At 47.4% G+C, this 18,191-nt stretch carries 15 protein-coding genes, 1 tRNA gene and 4 pseudogenes; 12 read left to right on the forward strand and 8 right to left on the reverse strand.

Annotated elements, in window-relative coordinates; genetic code table 11:
- The first annotated feature begins 63 nt into the window (after positions 1-63).
- Complete coding sequence (gdhA, locus tag ETV65_RS18155) at positions 64-1,407, forward strand: NADP-specific glutamate dehydrogenase (RefSeq protein WP_129954456.1); 1,344 nt, start codon at positions 64-66, stop codon at positions 1,405-1,407.
- Positions 1,408-2,104: 697 nt separating this feature from the next.
- Here gdhA and ETV65_RS18160 read toward each other — a convergent pair.
- The 4 genes and pseudogenes from ETV65_RS18160 to ETV65_RS18175 form a co-directional block, all read right to left on the reverse strand.
- On the reverse strand, positions 2,105-3,544 hold the full coding sequence (locus ETV65_RS18160) for a hypothetical protein (RefSeq protein WP_129954458.1): 1,440 nt from the start codon (positions 3,542-3,544) through the stop codon (positions 2,105-2,107).
- A 363-nt stretch (positions 3,545-3,907) separates the two neighbouring features.
- On the reverse strand, positions 3,908-4,915 hold the full coding sequence (locus ETV65_RS18165) for a DUF4238 domain-containing protein (RefSeq protein WP_129954459.1): 1,008 nt from the start codon (positions 4,913-4,915) through the stop codon (positions 3,908-3,910).
- A 73-nt stretch (positions 4,916-4,988) separates the two neighbouring features.
- Positions 4,989-5,426: pseudogene (locus ETV65_RS18170) on the reverse strand (tyrosine-type recombinase/integrase); the annotation flags it as partial.
- A gap of 88 nt (positions 5,427-5,514) precedes the next feature.
- Positions 5,515-5,703: a hypothetical protein gene (locus ETV65_RS18175; protein ID WP_129954461.1), complete on the reverse strand. Its 189-nt coding sequence runs from the start codon at positions 5,701-5,703 to the stop codon at positions 5,515-5,517.
- A 212-nt stretch (positions 5,704-5,915) separates the two neighbouring features.
- On the opposite strand from ETV65_RS18175, the gene ETV65_RS18180 reads away from it, so the two are divergent.
- From ETV65_RS18180 to ETV65_RS18220, 9 genes and pseudogenes are all read left to right on the forward strand, one after another.
- Entirely contained in the window at positions 5,916-6,407 is a 492-nt protein-coding gene (locus ETV65_RS18180; protein ID WP_129954463.1) for an Hcp family type VI secretion system effector, read from the forward strand.
- 12 nt (positions 6,408-6,419) lie between these two features.
- A complete protein-coding gene (locus ETV65_RS18185) occupies positions 6,420-6,776 on the forward strand; it encodes a tlde1 domain-containing protein (RefSeq protein ID WP_129954465.1) in 357 nt (118 codons plus the stop codon).
- Positions 6,773-7,279, forward strand: coding sequence for a hypothetical protein (locus ETV65_RS18190; RefSeq protein WP_129954467.1), 507 nt, complete (start codon positions 6,773-6,775; stop codon positions 7,277-7,279). The genes ETV65_RS18185 and ETV65_RS18190 overlap by 4 nt, the downstream gene beginning before the upstream one ends.
- A 65-nt stretch (positions 7,280-7,344) precedes the next feature.
- Complete coding sequence (locus tag ETV65_RS18195) at positions 7,345-7,608, forward strand: hypothetical protein (protein WP_129954469.1); 264 nt, start codon at positions 7,345-7,347, stop codon at positions 7,606-7,608.
- 395 nt (positions 7,609-8,003) lie between these two features.
- A pseudogene (locus tag ETV65_RS25230) lies at positions 8,004-8,273 on the forward strand (baseplate J/gp47 family protein); the annotation flags it as partial.
- Positions 8,274-8,423: pseudogene (locus ETV65_RS24955) on the forward strand (phage late control D family protein); the annotation flags it as partial. It abuts the pseudogene before it with no gap.
- 250 nt (positions 8,424-8,673) lie between these two features.
- Positions 8,674-10,653, forward strand: coding sequence for an alkyl sulfatase dimerization domain-containing protein (locus tag ETV65_RS18210; RefSeq protein WP_129954471.1), 1,980 nt, complete (start codon positions 8,674-8,676; stop codon positions 10,651-10,653).
- A gap of 54 nt (positions 10,654-10,707) precedes the next feature.
- Positions 10,708-11,490, forward strand: coding sequence for a hypothetical protein (locus tag ETV65_RS18215; protein ID WP_129954473.1), 783 nt, complete (start codon positions 10,708-10,710; stop codon positions 11,488-11,490).
- A 186-nt stretch (positions 11,491-11,676) separates the two neighbouring features.
- A pseudogene (locus tag ETV65_RS18220) lies at positions 11,677-11,897 on the forward strand (ogr/Delta-like zinc finger family protein).
- 207 nt (positions 11,898-12,104) lie between these two features.
- Here the strand turns inward: ETV65_RS18220 and ETV65_RS18225 are convergent.
- A tRNA-Ile gene (locus tag ETV65_RS18225) sits at positions 12,105-12,181 on the reverse strand.
- A gap of 142 nt (positions 12,182-12,323) precedes the next feature.
- Between ETV65_RS18225 and mug the strand changes: the two genes are divergently transcribed.
- Positions 12,324-12,827: a G/U mismatch-specific DNA glycosylase gene (gene mug, locus ETV65_RS18230; RefSeq protein ID WP_129954475.1), complete on the forward strand. Its 504-nt coding sequence runs from the start codon at positions 12,324-12,326 to the stop codon at positions 12,825-12,827.
- 276 nt (positions 12,828-13,103) lie between these two features.
- A complete protein-coding gene (locus ETV65_RS25025; RefSeq protein WP_205951604.1) occupies positions 13,104-13,739 on the forward strand; it encodes a hypothetical protein in 636 nt (211 codons plus the stop codon).
- A 103-nt stretch (positions 13,740-13,842) separates the two neighbouring features.
- On the opposite strand, the gene rpoD is transcribed toward ETV65_RS25025, so the two are convergent.
- From rpoD to rpsU, 3 genes are all read right to left on the reverse strand, one after another.
- A complete protein-coding gene (gene rpoD / locus ETV65_RS18240; protein WP_129954477.1) occupies positions 13,843-15,681 on the reverse strand; it encodes an RNA polymerase sigma factor RpoD in 1,839 nt (612 codons plus the stop codon).
- A 294-nt stretch (positions 15,682-15,975) separates the two neighbouring features.
- Positions 15,976-17,724, reverse strand: coding sequence for a DNA primase (dnaG, locus tag ETV65_RS18245; protein WP_129954479.1), 1,749 nt, complete (start codon positions 17,722-17,724; stop codon positions 15,976-15,978).
- Positions 17,725-17,859: 135 nt separating this feature from the next.
- Entirely contained in the window at positions 17,860-18,075 is a 216-nt protein-coding gene (rpsU, locus tag ETV65_RS18250) for a 30S ribosomal protein S21 (RefSeq protein ID WP_001144069.1), read from the reverse strand.
- Between the last annotated feature and the right edge of the window lie 116 nt (positions 18,076-18,191).

Here is an 18,191-nt window from a genome sequence, read left to right on the forward strand (position 1 = left end):
ATAGTCAAAAAATAAGCAGTAAATAAAAAAGACAACATCACCTACAGACGGAGTTTTAAATCAATGGATCAGATTCAATCCCTCGGACAGTTTTTATCCTCAGTCCAGCAACGCGACCCGCATCAGGTCGAATTCTCTCAGGCCGTACGTGAAGTCATGACCACGCTATGGCCTTTCCTCGAACAAAATCCACAATACCGCCGTTCTGCATTGCTGGAACGTCTGGTTGAGCCGGAACGTGTCATTCAGTTTCGCATCGCGTGGGTGGATGACAAAAACCAGGTGCAGGTCAACCGTGGCTGGCGTGTGCAGTTCAGTTCAGCCATCGGCCCCTATAAGGGCGGGATGCGTTTCCACCCGTCGGTCAATTTATCGATTCTCAAATTCCTCGGCTTCGAACAAACCTTCAAAAATGCGCTGACCACGTTACCGATGGGCGGTGGCAAGGGCGGCAGCGATTTCAATCCGAAAGGCAAAAGCGAAGGCGAGATCATGCGTTTTTGTCAGGCACTGATGCTGGAACTTTACCGCCATCTGGGGCCGGATACGGACGTGCCTGCGGGCGATATCGGCGTCGGCGGGCGTGAAGTCGGATATATGGCGGGGATGATGAAAAAGCTCTCCAACAATACCGCCAGTGTTTTCACCGGCAAAGGCTTGTCGTTCGGTGGCAGTCTGATCCGCCCGGAAGCGACCGGTTACGGGCTGATCTACTTCACCGAATCGATGCTCAGACGTCATGGCCTGGATTTCGAAGGCATGCGCGTGGCGGTGTCCGGTTCCGGCAACGTCGCGCAATATGCCATTGAAAAAGCCATGTCACTGGGCGCACGCGTGATCACCGCATCTGATTCCAACGGCACCGTGGTTGACGAAGCCGGGTTCACCCCGGAAAAACTGGCACTGCTGACGGAAATCAAAGCCAGCCGCGACGGTCGCGTGGCAGATTACGCACAGAAACTCGGGCTGACGTATCTCGAAGGCCAGCAACCGTGGAATGTGCCGGTGGATATCGCATTGCCTTGCGCCACGCAAAATGAGCTGGATGCATCAGCGGCGCGTGTGTTGATCGCCAACGGCGTGAAAGCGGTGGCCGAAGGTGCGAATATGCCGACGACAATTGAAGCGACTGATCTGTTCACCGATGCCGGTGTGCTGTTCGCGCCGGGTAAAGCGGCGAATGCGGGTGGCGTAGCGACCTCGGGACTGGAGATGGCGCAGAACGCCGCGCGTCTGAGCTGGAAAGCCGATGAAGTCGATGCGCGTTTGCGCCACATCATGCTGGATATTCACCAGTCGTGCGTCGAGTACGGCGGCGAAAGCCAGCAGACGCAGTATGTGCGCGGGGCGAATATTGCGGGCTTCGTCAAAGTGGCAGATGCCATGCTGGCGCAGGGCGTGCTGTAAGCCAGAGTGTCACCTGAAGGACAATGAATTTAGCCAATAAAAAAGCCGACTTGAAAAAGTCGGCTTAATCATTTGAATTTAAAGCTAAAATTTGGTGGCCCTTGCTGGACTTGAACCAGCGACCAAGCGATTATGAGTATCAACTGTATCCTAGTAAAATCATATATTTATGTTTATAAACAATGATATAGCTTGCCGATAATTGCCTCGTTTTGCCGAAGATCACCGATTTCATCGCCACTTTATCGCCATTGGTTTCTTGGTCTCATTGAGGCGATGCGCTACGGTTAGACGGTCAGCTTTGTGCTGTGAATTCAACTGGTCGATGCAAACGTTGACCAGTCAGTAGGAGTTGAAAGGTCTGCTGTCATCGGACCTCAGCAGCCAGGCCCGAAACGCATTTTTTCGCTGTTCGACGAAGTCTATCGGCTCGGCGTTTAGCGGAGTTGGGCTGACGACCCGGCCTGTCGGGGCCAATGGGTTTGAAACGCAGTTGACACTGATCTACCAGATGACTAATCCGGCGTAACAACTGCAGAACAACAATAATAACGTCTGTTTGAATATCAACCATAGCAATAAGGCATAGAAAATCGTCAGAAAGCGCAGGCTAAGCGGGATGATCGGTTCATCAGCACCGGTTTGCTCCGGCCCGAAGGGCCGTTCGCTTTAGGAGATATGGAGCAACCTCATCAGACTAGCCTTTGTCATTAGACTGCGGAATAAGATCAAGTGTCTTTCTAGGCGTAAATTCATTAATCAGGCACTGATAAGTTATTTGGGCCACATCGCGCCTATAGGCCTGCGCCTGCTCGCTGAGCATGCCTGTCGCTAATAATCGTTTCAGGAAATTACGGGTATTATAGTTTTCATGTTTACTCTTCTGCCAGTCTCTCAATATTTTTACCCGGAATCGTCTGAATTTTAATAACTTCGCTATGCTCGGTTTTGAGTTGCTGTGTATTTTCCTTACTCTGCGCAGACCTGAAACAATTTTGATTCGGTTTAACGCATTTTGAGCACAGGACATCATTTCGATGGCAATATATTGCAGATTCGCGTTCGTATTATTCCAGGAATCTATATCCGCTGAAGGAGGTTCTACATTACGCAGACGATTATCATACTCATCTAAACACTGAAGTAAGCGGTTCCCGTATTTATACATTATCGCGTAACGCTGTAATTTCTCAACCTCACTTGAATCGCCCCAAACCTCCGCCTGCTCAATACTCTGCATAAACTGGTTTTCAATGATGGTGGCCTGTTCATTCTGTTGCTCAGTAAGCCTAGTGTTTGCTTCACGCAGGTTATTTGTGAAGCAATCAACGGTAGCGCTAAGTTGATCGCTAACACCGCGCCTTTTTATCATTGCGCGTAGGTAAGGGTCATTCTTTCTGCCCTGAACAATAGAACTGTATCCATAAGTTCCTGGAGGCAGAGTACTCGTATCTACAAATGCATCAGTAACAACCTTCAAGCGGCATTCTGGCAGTAAAAAATCATTTGGCGATACCGTGTGTGGATGCAAGTCATTAGAGAATAGATCAAGGCCAAGGGTCGAGAAAAAAGTCGCGACCAGCTCTGAACAGAATGCACCCCTAGTGCCCTCATCAACACGGCAGCACTCTACTGTTTGAGCTAAACCTTTCAGGAGAAGATGGTATGGGTTGGGTAACGTCACGGCTTCAAGCAGCCGTGGCACAGCTGAATAAGTTTTAAAAAAATCATTTTTCTGGAGCTGTATTGACGCTTGACACATCTGGGCCTCATCAATATTTTTACACTCAGGGTGACGCAGTAAAACGCAGCTCTTAGGATTATCAGGAATACAATATACCGTCTCAGAGGTCGACAGTCCTTCCTGATAAAGACTCATTGGCATGATACGGGTGAAACCGACTCCGGCTGTGTCAGATTCAGCAAGAAAAAGATCTGTGAAATCAGCATCCCCTCCCGGGATCCAAATAGCGGCGTGAGAATATTGTCCCCCACTCATCATAACAATCAATGAGCTAAATGGGTTGTTCCCCCGCACCAACAGAACGTCACCGGGTTGCAGTTTGCTTTTTCTGAGCAGAGGACCGCTGTCCTGCAATTCGCTGAGGTCAAGCTTAATAGAGGCTGTATTATGCATTAGCTTCCTTGTGGGACGTTAAGTCACTTTCCTGATTAAGTAATCGTAATTTAATTCAACTTGTAAATATAAATACAGCAATTTCTTAGGGGCCCCAGTGGATAAAGCATTTGACTGCCTACACACAGGTTGCGACCCAACTGCAGTGACCTACTCCCAGTTGATTAACACTGGACAATGTTAATAATGCCTACCCGGCGGTGATAACAATTGCGAACTTCCGTTTTTTGCTCATGGCTGACCGAGGTCGTTGTTACCTGTCCCAGATGTGAGTGTCGATGCTTTGGGCGAATACAGTCGATGAGGCCGAGTAGTTCTATCATAATATTCTCCTCCTTCACTTTATCCTTTGTTATGTAAGCGTTATGAAACAATAGAGCGTGGGCCGCAAGTCAGCTCTGGACATTCATCAAGCAACTTTCCTATATGCTCAAAATCATCCTTTTGGCTGAATATGAACTGCTCTGCTCGCCAGACCTGTAAATTATTCAGGTGGGTCAGCCGCCACTCCTCAATATTAACCAGTCGTTTGTCCAGCAAACACTTTAGGAAGTCGAGTCTTTCAAAAATCTTTAAGTCTTTGCCGCCAATGTTATTTACAATACATTTATAGATGAATTTTCGCTCTTCACTGAGAACGTCATTCAGCGAAGGGCAAACCATGGCCAGCATCAGTGTTGAGGACAAGGGGATATATATCTGGATGCCTTTCAGGGCTATTCCTGTATTACTCCTATCGCTGAACTTATTTTCGTTATACAGAGTAACGGGATTATCAGAAATATAAAATGGTTTATCTGCAGTTGTTTCAAACAGCAGCCATTCCTTGTCTATAAGCACTGCCACCTCAAAATCGCAGTTAGCAATTTGACCCAGAAAATTGCCCTTGGTATTTTGCTCAAAGCGCTCTTCGCTGAAATAATCTTCGAACTCACCACTGGTTATGCCTCTTGACTTGAGCGCATTATAAAGCCCCTGTGCTATGTGCTTCTGGTTCTCATACTCACCTCGTGAACGGAGGTGTTGCACAGTGACAAACTGGGCCAGATTGAATTTTTCTTCCTCTGAGAGTCCCTGTATGTTCTTCGTGGAGATAAGCCTCTGGATCACCGACGCACCTCTGCCTTCATAGAGACACAGCAGGGATTCAAGGCTGACAGTCGTGGGCTGTTCGCGAAGATTGTAAAACCGTTTATGAACAGTTGCATCATTCACGCTCATTTTCATAACCCGACGGGTTTGTTTATTAAAAGCGAATATCTGACCGCCCCGTTTACTTTTCTCCGTATTGATGGCGAAATGCTGAAGCAGAAATCTCGGTACGGTGTGCTGCCTGATAACGTCTGTGTGAAGTAATCCCTTATTCTCCATAATGCTCTCCGGTATATAATTAAGGAAGGTCAACTGTTCAATTTATACGCACCTGCTACAGAGCGTTGTGAAATCAGATAATTGTTAAAGGATTAAGCCTTAATGCTTCTTCAAGGTGTTCCGGTGCGAAATGAGAATATCGCATAGTCATTTTGATATCTGTATGTCCAAGCACCCTTTGCAGAACTAAAATATTACCGCCATTCATCATAAAGTGAGATGCAAAAGTGTGACGCAGTACGTGCGTTAACTGACCTGCGGGCAACTCAATATTTGTACGCTCCAGAGCGGAACGGAAAGCGCCGTAGCAATTTTTTAACAATCTCCCTTTTTTCACTTCTGGCAAAGAGTCATAAAGATCTTCACTTATAGGGATGGTTCTATTTTTCCGGCCTTTTGCCTTTGTGTAAGTGACTTTATATTTTGTGACCTGGCTTCTATTGAGTTCTTCTGCTTCTGACCAGCGTGCGCCAGTTGATAGGCACAATTTAACAATACAAACTAGGTCAGGGCGAACAGGCATTTTTTGATCCTTTCTGGATCATGCAAATACATGCAGGTAATGCATGCATAGCCCCTCAAAGAGCTATGCACCGAAATCAATGGATTTTGCCCGCACCGTTTACATCAAAGATAATGGCAAGTAACCCCTCTTTTGCGGTTACGGCCATTTCCGCAATCCAAATGGCAACCATCTCACGTTCATCATGATCGCAATCTGTAGATGTGGCTAATTTGGCAATTAACGCGAACCTCTCCAACAATGCAGCCGTTTGTAAGCCTTCCATTCCCACCTCATTTAACTGAGTATTTATACAGTGTTCTAGGTTTTTTCTGATATGATTTCCATATATTTCTGAATGTTATGCATAGCAATAATCTACCACCTGAATGCTTTGCTGGCAAAATAGACAATCCCTGCCTTGCGGTAAAAGTCCATATTGTTCAAGGGTTTTTTTGGGTGTATGTTTTCCCTACAAAACATAAGGAGTTGTTAACAATGGCTATACCAGCGTATTTATGGTTGAAGGATGACGGTGGAGCAGATATTAAAGGTTCTGTCGAGGTCCGGGGACGTGAGGGAAGTATTGAGATAGTAGGTTTTACGCATGACGTTTCAATCCCCAATGACAACAATACTGGTAAGCCAACGGGCACCAGAATTCATGCACCGTTTACTTTCGATAAGGAAATTGATTCATCGACCCCCTATATCTATAAAGCTTTATGCACCGGGCAGACGCTCAAATCCGCTGAAATCAAATACTACCGTATCAATGATGCTGGGCAGGAAGTGGAATATTTTAATACTCTTTTAGAAAACGTAAAAATTATTGGGATTATACCAATGATGCACGATATTCAATCTGCGTATGGCGAAAAAATAAACCACATCGAATACGTTGAATTGAGATATGAAAAAATCACGTGGAAGTATTTGGATGGGAACATTCAACATTCTGATAGCTGGAACGAACGCGCTACTGCATAAGGAGATGTGAAAATGGTTTGGACATACAAACAAAGTACCGGCGAAATGTTCCACGATGGTGTGCTTGTTGGACAAGGTTATTCCGGCGTTTTGACTAACAAAAACAACCCTGACTGCCAACATGTTAGAGGAATGGGACCTCTCCCACGTGGGACTTATCGAATTGGATCCACGACTGCGTCTAAAGGCCCAATGACCATAGAACTTCACCAAACATCTGGCGATTCTTTTGGCAGGAGCCTATTTCGAATTCATGGTGAAAGAACGCACGGGCCATCAGGTTTCGCATCTGAGGGCTGTATTATCCTGCCGCCATCAGTGCGTCACCAAATCCGAGGGTCGTCTGAATCTCTTGAGGTAGTCAGATGAGGGTTTTTGCTGCACTTTTATTGTTTCCTGTGATGGCTTTTGCTGCGGTTACTCCGCAAAAATTACGCAGTGAAATCCGAAAATATGGCGAAACTGAATTCTCTGAAAAAATATCATCCGATGATTGGAAAACCGCACTTGATAATATTGCCAGCGGTCAAAATGATTGGATATTTTTAGCACCGGATTTAGCGCCGGTGATCAATCAGCAACAGGCAGAACAGCTCTCCGAAGCACTTTATTATGCTATTGCCCCAAATGTTAAAGAGACATTGAACACTCTCGCCATACTCGATAAGCACAAATATAAGCATCAGCAAGGAAGCGTTCTATCCTGTGTTTCCCCGTTAAATAAGTCTAAAGAAGAAGTGATGCGTATTTATAATGAAACACGTCTGGCATTGCTAGATGTTCCTGGAGTTGAATCCGCAACCTGTCTATGGTCACTGGAAGGATGGATGGAACAGGTTAAACAGGAAGATGCCTCAAAAACCAATAAGTAGTCTGTGGCAGAAGAACATGCCTTAAATCGTGTCCTTTATTGAGGAATTATTAAGATTATGGTTGGATGAAGTGGGTTAAGTTTTTTTTTGCGGCCTTAGGCTATCTGATTGCGTTCTTCGTATTGACGGTCATCTTTAGCCAGGTGATTGACAACTTCATCACTGAGGGCGCAATGCACCACTTTGCATGGTTCTTTGGTATCTACGATGCAGAGGGAATATTAGACCTATACCTAAATATAGCGATGAGTGTTTCAGCCTTGCTTGCTGTAGGAGTAATTTATTTATTTCACTTACACATCCGGCTGCAGTTAAAAGCTTCAGATTGAAATACTCAGCAAATGAACTAAAACGCCCACCAGGGCATTTCTTTTAGCTAAACTCCGGCCAATCCTCAACCATTCCGAAATGTAATTCTGTATCACCTATTTTCAAGGTAGCCCCGCTGCTTAATACCTCCTACTCCCAGCGCGCAGCAGTGATTTTGCTTTTCATCAATTCTCGCTCAATTTCAGGCAAACGTGCCCGTTCTTCTGTCGTCAATCTCGCCGATGGAGCAACATCCCGGGCTTTCGTTGGGTCAAAACTTCGCTGTAACTTACTCACCTTCGGTGTTTCTTCCCTTATACGCGCCACAATCGCCCTCACGGCGGCTGTGTCTGTCCAGTCAATAACTCGCAGGTTGTCAGAATTGGACGCTGTAGCAGTGCTCCCAGCCTGGCCACCGGTGCTGTGGATCAAAGACATTCTCGTTAACACGGTGCTGGCCAATATGTATCTGGCGGCGGCCAGCGGCGCAATGCTGCGGATGTTGGCCTGGGGCGTAAACCTCACGGCCAAACCGGCGACGGCGGCAAAGGGTGCCATTCATTTTTACAAAGAAGATGCCCGCCATGCGGGCACCGTGGCGGCGGGTACGGTCATTCAGACCAAGCGCATTAACGGCGTGACCTACGCGGTCACGGTGGATGCAGACACCACGCTGGCGGCGGGGCTGTCCGGCTTTAAATCCGTGATCGACGCGCAGCACTAGATAATCAGCAAGGTGACGCACAGCCTGGGCGGCAGTGGCTTTGTGACGACGTTGAATCTGGAGGTATTGCTGTCAGATGTGAGTTATGAGGCTGCGGAAAGCAGTGATTAGGAAAAAGAATGTAACTCTTATTTATCTGAAATTTTAAATTATACTTACTTCTATTTCGGTTAGAAAAGTTTTTATATCTAAATAGTTGTATGTTTTTTATGTCAAAAAATTGCGAAATGTAAGTTCGCGATTATTCTTAAAACGAGTCATGAAAATTTAGTCCGCGATCGTTATATCCCGCGTGAGGTATATCGAGTGCGGATTATTGAACAAGCCCCATATGGGGATGATTACTTTTTGAGGATAAGGAATGAAACTTAAATTGATAGTCAAAAGCCTTGCTCTGGCAGGCTTACTTTCATCAACCACACTCACACCACTCTTTGCACAAGAAGCCCCAAAAGATGCGACGGCGGCCACCAAACAAACTAATGACGCACTTTATAATCAGCTTCCTTTCTCCGATAACACCGATTTTACCAACGCACATAAAGGGTTTATTGCTGCTTTGTCGACGGATGTGATCAAAGGCGCACAGGGGAATGTCGTCTGGGATCCGCAGAAATATGCATTCATCAAAGAAGGGGATAAGGCGCCTGATAGTGTCAATCCAAGCCTCTGGCGGCAGTCACAGTTAATCAATATCAGCGGTCTGTTTGAAGTCACGGATGGCGTTTATCAGATACGTAATCTCGATTTGTCCAACATGACCATTATCGAGGGTAAAGAAGGTATTACGGTGGTTGACCCGTTAGTGTCGGCAGAAACCGCCAAAGTGGGCATGGATTTGTATTATAAGAATCGCGGGCAAAAACCTGTTGTCGCAGTGATCTATACCCACAGCCACGTTGACCACTATGGCGGCGTGCGTGGTGTGGTTGACGAAGCGGATGTGAAATCCGGTAAAGTAAAAATTTATGCCCCTGCCGGATTTATGGATGAAGCCGTATCCGAGAATATCATGGCCGGTAATGTCATGAGTCGCCGTGCGAGTTATATGTACGGTAACCTGCTGAAACCAGATGCAAAAGGGCAAGTAGGTGCGGGGCTGGGAACCACCACATCGGCGGGTACAGTTACACTAATCGCACCAACCAACTACTTTACTAAAACGGGTCAGAAAGAAACGATTGATGGCCTGACCTACGATTTCATGATGGCTCCTGGTTCTGAAGCCCCTTCGGAAATGCTGTGGTATATCGAGGAGAAAAAACTCATCGAAGCAGCAGAAGATATCACGCATACCCTGCATAACACCTACTCGCTTCGTGGTGCCAAAATCCGCGATCCGCTGGCATGGTCAAAATATATCAACGACGCCATTAATCGCTGGGGTGATAAAGCAGAAATCATCATGGCTCAGCACCACTGGCCGACGTGGGGTAAAGATAACGTCGTTAATCTGATGAAAAGTCAGCGAGACATGTACCGTTACATCAACGATCAGACACTACGCCTGGCGAACACCGGCCTGACGCGTGATGAAATTGCGGCGAACTTTAAACTTCCTGACGGTCTGGCTAAAACATGGGCGAGCCGTGGCTATTACGGTTCTGTGAGTCATGACGTTAAAGCTACCTACGTGCTTTATCTCGGCTGGTTTGACGGCAACCCTGCAACACTGGATGAACTGCCACCAGAAGAAGCGGCGAAGAAATTTGTCGATTACATGGGCGGTGCGGATAACATCCTGAAAAAGGCCAAAGAGGATTACGATCAGGGGAATTACCGCTGGGTTGCTCAGGTCGTGAGTAAAGTGGTCTTTGCTGATCCGAAGAATGAGGCTGCCCGTAATCTCGAAGCTGACGCACTGGAACAATTGGGCTATCAGGCTGAGTCAGGGCCATGGCGTAACTTCTATCTTACCGGCGCGCAGGAATTGCGTAATGGCGTACAGAAACTGCCAACGCCGAATACAGCAAGCCCGGATACGGTAAAAGCCATGTCACCGGAAATGTTCTTTGATTACCTCGGTGTTCACATTAATGGCGAGAAAGCAGCGAATGCAAAAGCCGTGTTTAACGTTGATTTGGGCAGTGACGGCGGCAAGTACAAACTGGAGCTGGAAAACGGTGTCCTGAATCATACTGCTGACGCAGAGGCAAAAGATGCTGATGCAACTATTGTCCTGAACCGCGATACCCTCAATAAAATCATCCTGAAAGAAGAAACACTGAAACAAGCTGAAGATAAAGGCGACGTGAAAGTGACCGGCAACGGTGCAAAACTGGATGAAATGCTGGGCTATATGGATAAGTTTGAATTCTGGTTCAATATCGTCACACCATAAACCAAGCTCCCCTGTGGTGTCTTCACCGCAGGGGAGCTAATTTCAGGTGGTCTTATGCGTAGGATATTAATACCCTCACTTTTAAGCCTCACTTCGGGTTATGCCCTTGCTGCCGAAGAGCATGGGGCGGATGCTGCGCAGGCGAATAACCCCTTAGCCAATATGACTGCATTCAACATGCAGAACTATTATATTGGTGACGTCAGCGGCACGGATAAAGATGCTAACCAGTTCTGGTTTCGTTATGCACAGCCGTTTTCTCTTGGAGAAAGTAATTGGCTGCTGCGTGGTTCTTTGCCCATCAATACTTACCCATCCCCTCCTGATGGCGGCCACAAAACCGGCACCGGTGACCTTAACCTTTTCGCTTCATGGTTGATCGACACGGGTAACCCTGCTGTCAGCTTTGGCTTTGGCCCACAAATTACAGCGCCCACTGCGAGCGATGATTCACTGGGTACGGAAAAGTGGTCTGCGGGTCTGGTTAACGTGCTGTTTGACGCCAGTTCGCCGAAGTTTCAATACGGGTACCTGGCTTCCTGGCAGCATAGTTTTGCCGGAAAAGATGATCGCAGCGATATTCATCTCGGAACATTTCAGCCATTTCTCTTCTATCAGTTAGGGGGCGGTACTTATCTTCGTGCGGCACCTATATGGGCTTATAACTTCCAGAACGACAGTTATAGCGTGCCTATGGGGCTGGGGATTGGGCAGGTCATCAAGCAGGAAAAAACCGTCTACAACTTTTTTATCGAACCACAGGGCTCAGTAGCTGATCATGGGCCTGGTCAGCCCAGGTGGCAAATTTTTGCTGGACTGAACTTACAGTTTCTTTAGCTTGTCTGTACAACGGAAATTTAAAGGCGGAGGACTGACATTGTCGCTTGGGTAGGAATCCCCTTATATTTTTACTCTTTGAGTCTAATAAATTGAATGTGTAAATCACTGGAATGTCAGATGTATGTTTTGCGGGATAATATACAATGATTTCATATGATTAAAAATGATTACATGGTGATTGAAATGATGCGCTGCCCGAGATGCCAAACGCCACCCACGCCCGTTCAAGCCGTTACCTGAGCGCGAACACTAAAGAGCGTTATCATCAATGTCAGAATATTAATTGCAGCTGCACGTTCAAAATCCATGAGTCGCTCGCTGACATCATTGTGGAGCCGGGAACAGTTCACGCCGTTCAACTGCATCCAGATAAACATCAGCAGCAGTCCTTCCAGATGCACTGAAAACACATTTCAACAGAAGCTCGCGAATGCGGTTTTTTTATGGAGAACAAATTGAGGTGCGCAGGTTGGAGGTGGATATCAACAATTCAGGGTCAAAACCACGAGGCAGATTTTTTCTGGTGAGGCAATTTTGAGGCAATGATATTGAGAAAAGAAAAAGCCATCTTCTGATAGGTGGCTTAGTCATTTGATTTTAAAGCTAAAATTTGGTGGCCCTTGCTGGACTTGAACCAGCGACCAAGCGATTATGAGTCGCGTGCTCTAACCAACTGAGCTAAAGGGCCGAGGTGCAGGATTATACGGTAAACTCTGCTTACAGGTCTATATGTGTTCGGTCTGTATGCGCGTTTTGTGCACAGTTTTAGTCTGTTGTGTTCACAGCTTTTTTTACCTATAACTCAGGTAAATACATCTTAAGGGATAATAATGATTACAGATATTATTGCCACGGATCTTTCTGTTGTGTTTTGCGGCATCAATCCCGGCCTGTCCACTGCTCATCATGGTTTCCATTTCGCTAATTCCAATAACCGTTTCTGGAAAGTTATCTATCAGGCTGGTTTTACCAGGCGTTTACTGAAGCCTGAAGAAGAACAGCATTTGCTGGATACCAGGTGCGGGATCACGATGCTGGTGGAACGTCCGACCGTTGAAGCAACGGAGTTGGTTCGCGATGAATTGCGGGAAGGGGGCGCAGCGCTGACGGCGAAAATTGAGCACTATCAGCCGCGTGCGCTGGCTGTTTTAGGTAAACAGGCATTCAGCAAAGCATTTGGTATCAGCAAAGTTAACTGGGGGCGTCAGACGCTGAAAATCGGTGACACAGAAGTCTGGGTGTTGCCTAACCCAAGCGGTCTGAACCGGGCGACGCTGGATGAGCTGGTATCGGCATACCGTGAACTATTCTTATCAATACAAACCACAGCATAACGCTATGGCCTCTCCCTCTTATCCCCTCTGATATTAAATATCAATATGTCGATATTTTTTAAAAATAATCTTGTTTTTGGCTATTTTTACGAACCATTTCACTATTAAAGCAGCTTTATTCTCTCCCGGTTCCTCATGAATACATTTGGATATTTAATGTAAGAGGAATGCTTCCCCCGTGTGAATACGCTCAACTGAACTAAAACTTATTCCATCGCCTCATTCGGGGTGAGCAGCAAAGCAGTCGGGCAATGTGATTCTTCAGGAGCAGGAGATATGGCTAATGTTGAAACAGAAGAAAGACAGGAGAATCTGGAGGAATGGTTCGAATTATTTTCAGGACTACCGCTCCGGCATTCGGAAAGAGAAGCAAGACTAATCAACTTTTGTGAAAAGAACCGTGTCAGCATTATGTCGGTGATGCCCTGGATAGCGTCGGAGTTTGCTGAACACGGGGGATTTTCCGGATTATTTCATTTTATTCATCTCCACGGAGGGAGAAAAATATATATGCCCAAAGAGGCGGAGAAGTTTCATCAGATCTACGGGATTAATATTCCGCAAAATAAATATAACAGAATTTATAAAAAAATTGATTCTTCTGGATATCTGGATACGCCATCCAACTGGGGTGTGTTTATCGCTATTCGCCGGGCAGCAATGCAGGTGGCGATCAAAGAAGATATTCCGGCAAAACTACTCACACAAACTTATAAAGGGAATGTCTATATTGATGCCTGCGAATCTGCAGATAATACGGAGGATCTGCTTAGCTTCGCCGAAACGTTTTATCTGGATTTTCATGCAGATCATCAGACATCAAAAGTATTGGGTATTACCGGTGTGAGTCAGGGGATGATTCCCTTACCTGACGACTCAAAATGGATTGAAGTGGATCCGGAACTCAGTTAGCAGAAAATGGAAGTAATGATGACTTCAGTAAGATGCAAATGAAAAAGCCCCGCCGTTTCCAGGGAAAGGCGGGGCTTTTTATTGGCTGACAGCCTGAGAACGATTAATCGTCCAGGAAGCTGCGCAGCACTTCGGAGCGGCTTGGGTGGCGCAGTTTACGCAACGCTTTCGCTTCGATCTGACGGATACGTTCACGGGTAACGTCGAACTGTTTGCCCACTTCTTCCAGCGTGTGGTCAGTGTTCATATCGATACCGAAACGCATACGCAGAACTTTCGCTTCACGTGCGGTCAGGCCAGCCAGAACGTCATGTGTTGCAGAACGCAGGCTTTCAGACGTTGCAGAATCCAGTGGCAGCTCGAGGGTAGTATCCTCGATGAAATCGCCCAGATGCGAATCTTCATCGTCGCCGATTGGCGTTTCCATGGAGATTGGCTCTTTCGCAATTTTCAGCACTTTGCGGATCTTATCTTCCGGCATCAGCATACGTTCAGCCAGCTCTTCCGGCGTTGGTTCACGGCCCATCTCTTGCAGCATCTGACGGGAAATACGGTTGAGCTTGTTGATGGTCTCAATCATATGTACCGGGATACGGATGGTACGCGCCTGGTCGGCGATGGAGCGGGTGATAGCCTGACGGATCCACCAGGTCGCATAAGTTGAGAACTTATAACCACGGCGATATTCAAACTTATCAACGGCTTTCATCAGGCCGATGTTACCTTCCTGGATCAGGTCAAGGAATTGCAGACCACGGTTGGTGTATTTCTTCGCGATAGAAATAACCAGACGTAAGTTTGCTTCAACCATCTCTTTTTTCGCGCGACGGGCTTTCGCTTCGCCGATCGACATGCGACGGTTGATATCTTTAACCTGTTCGATAGTCAGGCCAGTCTCTTCTTCGATCTGACGCAGTTTCATCAGACCGCGCTGCACGTCTTCGGTGACTTCTTTCAGCTTTTCAGACCAGGGTTTACCCATTGCCAGAGCTGCATCAAACCAGGTATCACTGGTTTCGTTACCGGCGAACAAATTGACGAAGTTTTTCTTCGGCATTTTGCACTGCTCAACGCACACTTTCATGATCAGACGTTCCTGCATGCGGACGCGATCCATCATGGAACGCATGCTGTTGACCAGGAAGTCGAACTGTTTTGGCACTAAACGGAACTGTTTGAACACATCGGACAGCTTCAGGATTTCTTCTGCTGCGCTCTTGTGGCTACGGCCGTTTTTCTTGATGACCAGACGCGTTGCTTCATGCTGTTCACGCAGTTCGGTGAACTTCTGGCGAGCCAGTTCCGGATCGATGCTGTTGTCGTCTTCAGCGTCGTCGTCTTCATCTTCGTCTTCGTCGTCGTCATCCTGCTCTTCAGTGGTCAGTTCAGAACCCACATGAGTTGCCGTTGGCGCGATTTCTTCTTCAGCGTTCGGGTCAACAAAACCGGTAATCAGATCAGACAGACGAACTTCGCCTGCTTCCACACGGTCATATTGCTCTAACAAATAAGTGATAGCTTCAGGATATTCGGCAACGGAGCACTGAACCTGATTGATACCGTCTTCGATACGTTTGGCGATATCGATTTCGCCTTCACGGGTCAGCAATTCAACGGTACCCATTTCGCGCATGTACATACGCACAGGGTCGGTGGTACGGCCAATTTCTGATTCAACGCTGGAAAGTACCTGCGCCGCCGCTTCTGCAGCGTCTTCGTCGGTATCAGGACGGTTTTCGGCCAGCATTAAATCATCGGCGTCCGGTGCTTCTTCAAGTACCTGGATGCCCATGTCGTTAATCATCTGGATGATGTCTTCGATCTGGTCGGAATCGACGATATCTTCCGGCAGATGGTCATTGACCTCAGCATAGGTCAGATAGCCTTGCTCCTTACCACGGGTGACAAGTAGCTTAAGCTGTGACTGCGGGTTTTGCTCCATAAGACGGTATCCACACTTCAGAGTATTTGGGTTGGTGTCGGTCGGATAACATCGCCAACAATAACGTTAGGGGCGTTTATTGTGCCGCGGCCCACCAGGGCGGCTCTGCGCAGGGCCGTGCCCCGCTTTTTATCGGCACTTAAGCCGTTTTTTCGGTTTTACCCGTCGTACTTCGCGTTGCAGATGCGTTGGCTGCTCTTATCGCCCGCGGTATAAACTCATCGGGACTCTTCGTTTGCTGCCTTTCAGTAACGCGAATTACTTGGGGTAATTATATGTTTTTGTTATAAAAGCTTAACTTTTTCTCGCTAATACCTGATTCAGGGAACTGACTTCGGTCCGTTCCTCGGGACTCAGGCCGTGCGTCCTGGCTTTTGCAATCAATGTTTCAAGCCGCTGCTCCAAAATCGAGTCATACAGGCTGGCTAGCGTGGCACGAAATTCCTCTTCGACCATGTCCTCTACGATCATGTGGTTCCATGTCGCCAGAGTTTCAAGCTGTTGGTAGAACTTATTGTCGCGATAAAGTTCCAGTAACTGGCCGGTTGTCAGCCCCGGTTGGGCTAAGCAAGTGGTCACTAACTCGCTGAACAGATCCAGTCCTGGTTGCTTCGCTTGCTCCAAACCTTGCAGTGAGGGTATAAGTGTAGCCAGTTGTGGATTTTGTACCAGTAACCCTATAAGTATACGCATGGTTGTGCGTTTTAGCTGGGGCGCCTGATAGACATTGCTACTTTCTGCCTGTTTAGGCATCAGCTTTTCCAGCTGGCTGTCATCCAAAATACCGAGCTTATTCCCTAACTGTTGGCGCAAATACATCCGTAACGTTTCACCGGGAACCTGGCGTATCAGCGGCAATGCCAGCATGCTCAATTTGGTGCGCCCGTCAGGGCTGCTCAAATCTACCTGCGGCAACAGCGAATCAAACAGGAAAGTGGAAAGCGGCATAGCCTGTTCCATTCGTTGTTCGAACGCTTCTTTACCTTCTTTACGCACCAGCGTGTCCGGATCTTCGCCGTCGGGTAAAAACATAAAACGCAGCTGGCGACCATCATTGAGATACGGTAATGCCGTTTCCAGAGCGCGCCATGCGGCTTCACGTCCCGCGCGGTCACCGTCGTAACAGCAAACCACATTATCTGTGCTGCGGAACATCAGCTGAATATGATCAGCGGTTGTGGATGTGCCCAATGAGGCAACGGCGTAATCAATGCCGAACTGCGCCAGCGCGACGACATCCATATACCCTTCAACCACCAGTAAACGCGGCGGCGTAGGATGCTTTAACTGCGCTTCATACAGGCCATACAACTGACGGCCTTTATGGAAAATTTCGGTTTCCGGTGAGTTCAGATATTTCGGCGTACCGTCACCGAGAACCCTGCCACCAAAGGCAATCACGCGGCCACGTTTATCGCGGATAGGGAACATCACCCGTTCGCGGAAACGATCATAACTGCGGCCATTGTCATTAGTGACCAACATACCGGCATCAATCAGAGACGCTTTATCATCGGCATTTTTACCGAAACGCTTTAATGCGTTGTCCCAACCCGGTGGGGCGAAACCAATGGCGAAATGGCTGATGACGTCTTCACTTAAACCGCGCCGGGCCAGGTATTCCCGTGCGGGAGCTCCTGCAGGCTGTTTAAGTGACTGCTGATAGAACTCGCTAAGCGGTGCCATCAACTGGTAGAGGCTTTGACGCTGATGACGCTCCATCTGGCTCGGACCGGTGCCTGCTTCGTACGGCACTTCCAAACCCTGCATTGTCGCCAGTTCCTCAATGCTTTCGACAAACTCAAGCCTGTCATAGTTCATCAGGAAATCGACGGCGTTGCCGTGGGCACCACAGCCGAAACAGTGATAAAACTGCTTATCGCCATTTACGGTAAATGAGGGTGTTTTCTCATGGTGGAAAGGGCAGCACGCGTGATAGTTTTTACCTTGTTTCTTGAGCTTTACCCGGGCGTCGATCAGATCGACGATATCGATGCGAGCCAGCAAGTCATTGATAAATACGCGCGGAATTCTCCCAGCCATAAGCCCCTTACTCACTAGCCTATAAACGAGAACAAGCCGCGCATTCCTTTCGGAAAGCACGGCCTTCGTATGTTACTACGCAGTCTGCGCGTTCTTAATATTGCAAATCACGCGATTTGGGGTTGCCCCCGAAGATTAATACAGACGAGTGCGGCGTGCGTTTTCGCGAGCCAGTTTCTTGGCGTGGCGTTTTACTGCAGATGCTTTAGCGCGTTTACGTTCGGTAGTCGGTTTTTCATAGAACTCACGACGACGAACTTCTGCCAGAACACCTGCTTTTTCGCAGGAACGCTTGAAGCGACGCAGAGCTACGTCGAACGGCTCGTTTTCACGTACTTTAATTACAGGCATGTGCCTCTCACCTCGATAAAATCGGTTTGTTTGCTGATGTTGTACCAGCACATTTCAAAATGGTGCGGAATTTTACTCCAATTCGCGTCGTCTTGTAAAGCATAACGGCAAATTGA

This window comes from Rahnella sp. RFA10(1/100) (genome assembly GCF_004195115.1).
Lineage (GTDB): Bacteria > Pseudomonadota > Gammaproteobacteria > Enterobacterales > Enterobacteriaceae > Rahnella > Rahnella perminowiae.

Bases quoted from the DNA above. Each gene is read 5' to 3' on its own strand.
- gdhA (WP_129954456.1), top strand. From the start codon at position 64: ATGGATCAGATTCAATCCCTCGGACAGTTTTTATCCTCAGTCCAGCAA.
- ETV65_RS18160 (WP_129954458.1), bottom strand. From the start codon at position 3,544: ATGCATAATACAGCCTCTATTAAGCTTGACCTCAGCGAATTGCAGGAC.
- ETV65_RS18165 (WP_129954459.1), bottom strand. From the start codon at position 4,915: ATGGAGAATAAGGGATTACTTCACACAGACGTTATCAGGCAGCACACC.
- ETV65_RS18175 (WP_129954461.1), bottom strand. From the start codon at position 5,703: ATGGAAGGCTTACAAACGGCTGCATTGTTGGAGAGGTTCGCGTTAATT.
- ETV65_RS18180 (WP_129954463.1), top strand. From the start codon at position 5,916: ATGGCTATACCAGCGTATTTATGGTTGAAGGATGACGGTGGAGCAGAT.
- ETV65_RS18185 (WP_129954465.1), top strand. From the start codon at position 6,420: ATGGTTTGGACATACAAACAAAGTACCGGCGAAATGTTCCACGATGGT.
- ETV65_RS18190 (WP_129954467.1), top strand. From the start codon at position 6,773: ATGAGGGTTTTTGCTGCACTTTTATTGTTTCCTGTGATGGCTTTTGCT.
- ETV65_RS18195 (WP_129954469.1), top strand. From the start codon at position 7,345: ATGAAGTGGGTTAAGTTTTTTTTTGCGGCCTTAGGCTATCTGATTGCG.
- ETV65_RS18210 (WP_129954471.1), top strand. From the start codon at position 8,674: ATGAAACTTAAATTGATAGTCAAAAGCCTTGCTCTGGCAGGCTTACTT.
- ETV65_RS18215 (WP_129954473.1), top strand. From the start codon at position 10,708: ATGCGTAGGATATTAATACCCTCACTTTTAAGCCTCACTTCGGGTTAT.
- mug (WP_129954475.1), top strand. From the start codon at position 12,324: ATGATTACAGATATTATTGCCACGGATCTTTCTGTTGTGTTTTGCGGC.
- ETV65_RS25025 (WP_205951604.1), top strand. From the start codon at position 13,104: ATGGCTAATGTTGAAACAGAAGAAAGACAGGAGAATCTGGAGGAATGG.
- rpoD (WP_129954477.1), bottom strand. From the start codon at position 15,681: ATGGAGCAAAACCCGCAGTCACAGCTTAAGCTACTTGTCACCCGTGGT.
- dnaG (WP_129954479.1), bottom strand. From the start codon at position 17,724: ATGGCTGGGAGAATTCCGCGCGTATTTATCAATGACTTGCTGGCTCGC.
- rpsU (WP_001144069.1), bottom strand. From the start codon at position 18,075: ATGCCTGTAATTAAAGTACGTGAAAACGAGCCGTTCGACGTAGCTCTG.